Source organism: Noviherbaspirillum denitrificans (genome assembly GCF_002211445.1).
GTDB lineage: Bacteria > Pseudomonadota > Gammaproteobacteria > Burkholderiales > Burkholderiaceae_D > Noviherbaspirillum > Noviherbaspirillum denitrificans.
Genome location: NZ_LSTO01000001.1, coordinates 4,407,085 through 4,412,118, shown reverse-complemented (window position 1 = coordinate 4,412,118; position 5,034 = coordinate 4,407,085). Strand labels below are relative to the sequence as shown.

General features: G+C 61.3%; 5 protein-coding genes. 3 read left to right on the top strand and 2 right to left on the bottom strand.

Translation table 11 applies throughout. The features are described 5' to 3' along the window. A partial coding sequence (locus AYR66_RS21380) for an ABC transporter substrate-binding protein (RefSeq protein WP_206047244.1) occupies window positions 1-803 on the bottom strand: 803 nt, incomplete at its 3' end. A 73-nt stretch (window positions 804-876) separates the two neighbouring features. After that, window positions 877-2,943 (bottom strand): methyl-accepting chemotaxis protein, encoded by a 2,067-nt coding sequence (locus AYR66_RS21375; protein ID WP_141104120.1) that lies wholly within the window; start codon window positions 2,941-2,943, stop codon window positions 877-879. 137 nt (window positions 2,944-3,080) lie between these two features. Between AYR66_RS21375 and AYR66_RS21370 the strand changes: the two genes are divergently transcribed. The 3 genes from AYR66_RS21370 to AYR66_RS21360 all read left to right on the top strand — a co-directional run. Beyond that, window positions 3,081-3,497, top strand: coding sequence for a hypothetical protein (locus tag AYR66_RS21370; RefSeq protein WP_088709184.1), 417 nt, complete (start codon window positions 3,081-3,083; stop codon window positions 3,495-3,497). Between the two features lie 115 nt (window positions 3,498-3,612). Next, a complete protein-coding gene (locus tag AYR66_RS21365) occupies window positions 3,613-4,845 on the top strand; it encodes a DUF445 domain-containing protein (protein WP_088709183.1) in 1,233 nt (410 codons plus the stop codon). Window positions 4,846-4,894: 49 nt separating this feature from the next. After that, window positions 4,895-5,034: uracil phosphoribosyltransferase (locus AYR66_RS21360; protein WP_272938370.1), on the top strand; the 140-nt coding region annotated here is incomplete at its 3' end.

Below are 5,034 nucleotides of genomic sequence, written 5' to 3'. Positions count from 1 at the left end.
GCTTGCCCCCCCGCCAGTTCCTGCAGCATCGCCAGGTTGGTGAGGGAGCTGCCGGCCACAAAGGTCTGAGCATCGTGCCGGCGGTACGCTTTCAGGAACTGCGCGGTACTGATCGTGTCGGCGATGACGAGGATGAATCCGGGCCTGAGCGCAGCCATGCGCGCGGCTTCTTCAGCGATCCTGTCACCCTGCGCTCCGATGCGTGCCACTCCCTTGACCGTGACACGGAGTTCCTGCGCGGCGGCGGCCAGGCTGCGGTAGGACTGTTCACTCAGCGGCGTCGACTGGACCACGACACCCGCATCGGTGATTCCGAGCTTGCTGAAGTGCGACAGGATGTGCCGGATCTCCTGTCCGTAGCTCGGCCGCCAGAACAGGACACGGGTCCCGGGTGGATAGTCGGCCGCAGCCAAAGGGGCGAAAAGTACATGGCCGCTACGCTTTACCGCCGGGGCATTGAGGATCGCCGAGGTGGTGTCATCGCCGACGCCCCCGATCAGGTAGTCGGCCTGTTCGCGCTCGACCAGTTCGGAAGCGAGGCTGGCCGAGCGTTGCGCCTCGCCGCGGTCGTCTCGCGCAATGTACTGTATGCGCCGGCCATTGATGCCGCCGGCGGAATTAACCATGTCGAAATAGGTCTTGATGCCCGCCACATAGTCACGACCGATGCCTGCGTTCGGACCCGACAGGTCGACCGCCTGGCCGATCACGATGGCATTGCCGGCGGCGCCGGCGGACAAGGCAAGGGATGACAGCAGCAGTGCGGCAACGGCACGCAGGCTGGACATGAAACGATTTGGCATTGATTGTTGAAATGGAAACAAATTCGGGCGGGCGCCATTCTGCCCGCCAAGTGTGACAGGGCGATGAACGGTCTTAAGCCCGTTTTTCGATCAACAGGGGCTCTTCGAAGGAGGAGGGGGCGTGGCGACCTTGCAGACGGACTTTGTTCTCCGGCAAGTGCGTCACCGATGCCAGGGCGAGGACGGCAGGCGCTTCAGCAGCCGGCGCATCGAGCTTGAAGGCCTCGACCGCCGACGACAGGCTGGCCGCCTGTTGCTGCAGCAATGCGGCTGCATCCGCCGCATGCTCGACGAGCGCCGCATTGCGCTGTGTGACTTCGTCCATCTGGCTCAGCGCCTGATTCACCTGTTCAATGCCGGCCGTCTGTTCGCGGCTTGCTGCTGTCATGTCATTCATGATGCTCGCGACCTTCTGCACCGAGTTGACGATTTCATCCATCGTGCCGCCTGCGGTGGTGACCAGCTTGTGTCCCTGTTCGATTTCGGTGACCGAGCTTTCGATCAGCGCCTTGATTTCCTTCGCCGCGCCGGCAGAGCGTTGCGCCAGTCCGCGCACCTCCGCCGCGACTACGGCAAAGCCGCGCCCTTGTTCGCCGGCACGCGCGGCCTCCACAGCCGCGTTCAGCGCGAGGATATTGGTCTGGAAGGCGATGCCGTCGATGACCTGGATGATGTCCATAATGCGCGCCGAGCTTTCCTTGATGACGCCCATCCGCTCGATGACCTGGTTGACCACTTCGCCACCCTTGGCTGCGACACCGGCAGCGGAAAGCGCCAGTTCGTTGGCCGCGGCTGCGTGGTGGTCGTTCAGCCTCACCGTGGCCGTCAGCTCCTCCATCGAGCTGGCGGTCTGCTGAAGCGAGCTGGCCTGGGATTCCGTGCGCGCTGACAGGTCGCCGCTGTCGGCAGCGATTTCATGCGAGGTGAGGGTGATGGTTTCGCTGGCCTGCCGCACCTGCGCCACCAGTTGTGCCAGCTCGCCGTTCATCTTCCCGAAGGAATTAACCAGGCCGCCGATTTCATCCTTCGCGCTGGACGAGACTTGCACCGTGAGGTCGCCGGCAGCCGCGCGTTTTACGGCGTGCTCAAGTTCGTACACTTCGCGCGAAAACGATACATAAAATCCGCCAAGCAGGTAAGCCGACACGGCCAGGCCGCCGAGTGCCGCGATGACGATCAGGAACAGCCGTGCGCGCAGCAGTTCGATGCGCTGCGACAGCAGACTGTCGAGCTCCACCGCCGATGCGCGCGCGGTGGCAAAGATGCCGTCGATACTCTTCGAGCCCGCTTCGAAGAATTCCTTGCCCGAGGTCTGGTTGAATGACTTCAGGACTTCATCCTGCGCGCGCTCCAGGAAGGCGGTCGCGTCCGTCACGGATGCGAGGTGGCCTTCCAGCGTCCGCTTGAGTCCCGGATTCTCGCGGAACACCGATGCGAACTGTACCGGAATCCGACCAAGGTCCCGGGTCGCCACCATCACGCTGGAACTGAGCAGCATATCTTCGTTCGCTTCCAGCAGCCCGGTGTCGATATAGGCCGCACCGCGTCCGGCGATGGTCGACAGCATGTCGGAAATCGGCGGGAAGCCGTTGATCAGCATCGCGGTCAGGTGGTAGCTGTCGAGTTCCGGGTCGAGCGTCAGTCCCGAACGGTCCGCCACCAGCGCGTTCAATTTCGTGATCTGTTCGATGACCGCGCTGTGGGCCGCGTAGCTGTCCTTCGCCTTGGATGACGGGATATTCTGTTCCACGGCGTCCCAGGCGTCGCGCACGCTGCGCCACGCCGTTTCCAGGTCCAGTTCGCGGGAAGAGCGGTCGATGGAATCCACCACCGCCAGCTGCGTCTTGATGCCGTTCCGCGCGTGCTCGGCCGGCTCCTGCATGCCGGCATTGCCCGACAACGCGAGGTGGCGCAGCGCCCGATGCTGCTGCACCAGCCGCATCATGTCCTCGAGGGCGACCACGTAACGGACGCCCACACGCTCGCGTTCGGCCGTCCGGACTTCCTTGTGCAGCTCGGCGTACAGCAGGCCCAGCACGAGCAGGAGGGGGGCCATGAACACCATGGTCACAAGCGCAAACTTGGGGAGCAGCCGCAGGCGCCGCATCAAGGCGACCGCGGGGGCGAGCAGAATCTTCACGTTTTATCCTTGTTGTCGAGTCTATCCTCGGAGATTCTGAATGCCGATTGTGACGGGATGATGAACAGGCGCCGGTTGATGAAAAGAAATAAACAATATATATTGTTTATACTATTTTTTTAAAAAGGAGAAACGACATGGCAAAAGCAAGCGCTCCGCAAGTAAAGGCAAAGACCCCGGTGAAGAAAACTGCAGCGGCCAAGCCGGTTGCCAGGAAGGCCGCGCCTGCCAAAGCGACGCAAGCACAGGTAAAGGCCATCGCGGCAAAAGCGCCGAAGGTACCGGCGAGTGTGCCGGACAAGCCAGTGTCGGAGCCGAAGGAAAAGGTCAAGAAGCCGAAGCTGGTCCGCGACAGCTTCACGATGCCCGAGGCGGAATATGCGGTGCTGGGCGAAGTAAAGAAGGCTTGCCTGAAGGCGGGTATCGAAGTGAAGAAGAGCGAACTGCTGCGCGTCGGCGTCGCATTGATCCGCCAGCTCGATACCGCGAAACTAAAGGAAATTCTTGCCGGTCTGCCAACGCTGAAGGCCGGACGTCCGAAGAAGAACAAGTAAGCGTTTTTGCTCGCCTGAAATTGCTAGCGGGAAGGACGCAAGTTGTCATTTGTGAACTAATCGCAACCTTCTTCGCTCGAACCGTTACCAGCATTTCTCGCGGATCGGCCGGACAATGCACGAACAAGAGCAGGCGGTTCAACTCAGGAAAACGCGCGGCCTCGCCACCGGCTTGCTGGTGGCGATGGCATTTCTGTTCCTCGTTTCGCGTTCCCTGATGCCGCGTTATCCCTACCTGTCTTTCGTCGCGGCCTTCGCGGAGGCGGCGATGGTCGGCGCGCTGGCAGACTGGTTCGCGGTGACTGCGCTGTTCCGCCACCCGCTTGGCGTGCCGATTCCGCACACGGCCATCATTCCGCGCAACAAAGACCGTATCGCGGACAGCCTGTCCAATTTTCTCGAACACAACTTCATTACCCAGGAAATCATCCGGGCAGAAATGCGACCGATCGATTTCGCCGGTGCCGCAGCGGCGTGGCTGTCGCAGCCGGAAAACAGCAAGGCCATTTCCCGCCAGATCGTGCGCAGCGTTCCGACGCTGCTGCGCGTGATCGAGGATGAGGATGTCAGGCAATTCATGCATGGGCGCCTGACGTCCGCGCTGGCACATGCGAAGTTTGCGCCCATGGTTGCCGAAGTCCTGTCAGTGCTGGTCGCCAGCAACCGGCACCAGGCGTTGTTCAACCAACTCATTGAAGTCGCGGCGCGCGCGCTGGAACACAACAAGGATTACATCCGCTGGAAGATCCATGAGAACAGTCCGCGCTGGCTACCCAAGGCGATCGATGAAAAGTTTTACCACCGGCTGCTGGATGCCGTGGAAAGCACGCTCAATGAAATGCGGGAAGAGGATAGTGAATGGCGGCTGCGATTCAGCAACATGGCCGAGGATTTCATCGAGCAGCTGCGCACTTCACCGGTTTACGAGGAAAAGCTTGATACCATGATAAGCGAGGTGCTAGGCCACCCGATCACCCGTGATTACATGCTCCATATCTGGCGCGACATCAAGACGCGCCTGGAAGCCGATATCGCTTCGCCGGATTCGCACATCGCGGCGCGCCTGGACCAGGGCTTCCGCTCCTTTGGCAACGAGCTGCTCGGGGATGCCCGGGTACAGCGCAAGCTCAACCAGTGGATACGCATCTTCGCCACAGAAACCATCGTCGCGCGGCGGGAAATGATCGCCGACCTCGTCGTGCGCGTGATCCGGAAATGGGATGCCGACACCATGTCGCGCAAGCTGGAACTGCACGTCGGCAAGGACCTGCAGTACATCCGCATCAATGGCACGCTCGTCGGCGGCCTGGTCGGGCTGGTGCTGCACGCGATTTCCCGTTTTCTGTAGAGGAAAAGGGGTAAACTTGCGCAACCCCGCATAACGAGAAAGCCACACCATGAAACAGGATCCCCGTTTCCCGAATCTGTTCATCCTTGACCACCCGCTGATCCAGCACAAGCTGACCCACATGCGGGACAAGGATACGTCGACACGCACCTTCCGCGAGCTGCTGCGCGAGTTGACGCTGCTGATGGG

Coding starts and splice junctions, on each gene's coding strand:
- AYR66_RS21370 (WP_088709184.1), top strand. CDS start 3,081: ATGGCAAAAGCAAGCGCTCCGCAAGTAAAGGCAAAGACCCCGGTGAAG.
- AYR66_RS21365 (WP_088709183.1), top strand. CDS start 3,613: ATGCACGAACAAGAGCAGGCGGTTCAACTCAGGAAAACGCGCGGCCTC.